Source organism: Lacisediminihabitans sp. (assembly GCF_036404185.1).
Classification (GTDB): Bacteria; Actinomycetota; Actinomycetes; order Actinomycetales; family Microbacteriaceae; genus Lacisediminihabitans.
The window spans coordinates 1-1,562 of sequence record NZ_DASWPB010000186.1 but is presented as its reverse complement, the minus strand read 5'-3'; the positions used below and the strand labels follow the sequence as shown (position 1 = coordinate 1,562).

The 1,562-nt window shown below is 67.7% G+C and carries 2 protein-coding genes; both read left to right on the top strand.

The genetic code is table 11. From position 1 onward, the window contains the following. On the top strand, window positions 1-739 hold a 739-nt coding region (locus VGC18_RS13350; RefSeq protein WP_331098188.1), incomplete at its 5' end, for a branched-chain amino acid ABC transporter permease. Then, window positions 736-1,562 (top strand): ABC transporter ATP-binding protein (locus VGC18_RS13345; RefSeq protein ID WP_331098187.1); only part of this gene is annotated, 827 nt, incomplete at its 3' end. The genes VGC18_RS13350 and VGC18_RS13345, both read left to right, overlap by 4 nt.

The window sequence follows — 1,562 nt, the reverse complement described above, 5'->3', positions numbered from 1 at the left end:
GCTCGCGCTCGGTCAGGCGGGGCCGATCGCCATCGGCGCCTACATGTCCGCGGTGCTGACCCTGTACCTGCACTTCTCGTTCTGGCTGGCGCTGCCGCTCGCCGGGCTCTGCGCCGCGATCGTGGCCTCGGTGCTGGCCTCTCCCATCTGGGGGGTGAAGGGGCACTACATCTCCATCGCGACCCTCGGGCTCGGCATCGCCATCGTCGCCGTCATCCAGCTGCTGGTCCCCCAGGGCATCTACAACATCCCCGTTCCCCGGTGGTTCGGCGCGACCCTGTCGACGCCGACGGCGTACTACCTCATCGACTTCGGGGTGCTGGTGATCACCCTCGTCGTGATGTGGCGCATCCGTCGTTCCCACCTGGGCAAGGTGATCTCCTCCGTCGGATCCGACGAGGTCGCCGCCCTGGCCTCCGGCGTCCGCGGGCGGAACTACAAGGCCCTCGCCTTCGCCATCTCCGCCTTCTTCGCCGGCGTCGGCGGCTCGCTGCTCGCGCATCAATACACCTACATCGACCCGACCATCTTCACGATGCTCATGTCCCTGCTCGTGGTCACGATCGTCATCATGGGCGGGGTCGGCCTGCCCTACGGCGCGGTGGTCGGGTCGATCATCCTCATCGGCGCCATGGAACTGCTGAGGTTCACCCCCGAGCTGCGGATTATCGTCTACGGCCTGGTGCTGATCCTCGTCGTGAGGTTCCGTCCCGGAGGAATCCTGGTGAAGAACTCGTGAGCGACGTGCTGCTGGCGGTCGAGAACCTGGAGCGCCACTTCGAGGGGCTCAAGGCCGTGGACGCCATCTCGTTCACGGTCGCACCCGGTGAGGTGGTGTCGATCATCGGCCCCAACGGCTCGGGCAAGACCACCACCCTCAACCTCGTGACCGGGATCATCCGGCCCCACGGGGGGTCCATCGTCCTCGACGGCACTCGGATCGACCGTGCGGACAGCGCGCGCATCGCCGAGCACGGCATCGCCCGGACGTTCCAGAACGGCCGGGTGTTCGCGACCCTGTCGGTGGCGGACAACATCGAGGTGGGTCTGCACTCGACCCTGCGCGCGAGCCGGCCGTTCCACAGGCTCTCCAATCTCTTCCTGCTGCGCTGGATCCCCCTGCTCGGGGAGCTGTTCATCGCGATCATCGGCACGCCGGCCTCGCGCCGGGAGGGCAGAGAGATCGCCGCCGTCGTCGACACCGAGATCCACCGGTTCGAGGCGCGCCTCGGACCTCGTCGCGACGACCCGGCATACTCCCTCAGCTACGCCAACCGGCGCCGAACCGAGATCGCCAGGGCGCTGGCCCTGAGCCCCAAGCTGCTGGTCCTCGACGAGCCGACCGCGGGGATGAACCAGTCTGAGACCGCCGAGGTGCTCGAGCAGCTGCTCGAGCTCAAAGCGGAGGGGCAGGCCATCCTTCTGGTCGAGCACAAGCTGGATCTGGTGATGACCGTCTCGGACCGGATCATCGTGATGGACGGCGGCCGGATCATCGCCGAGGGACGCCCGGAGGACGTGCGCCACGACCCCGCGGTGATCGAGGCGTACATCGGCCGTCG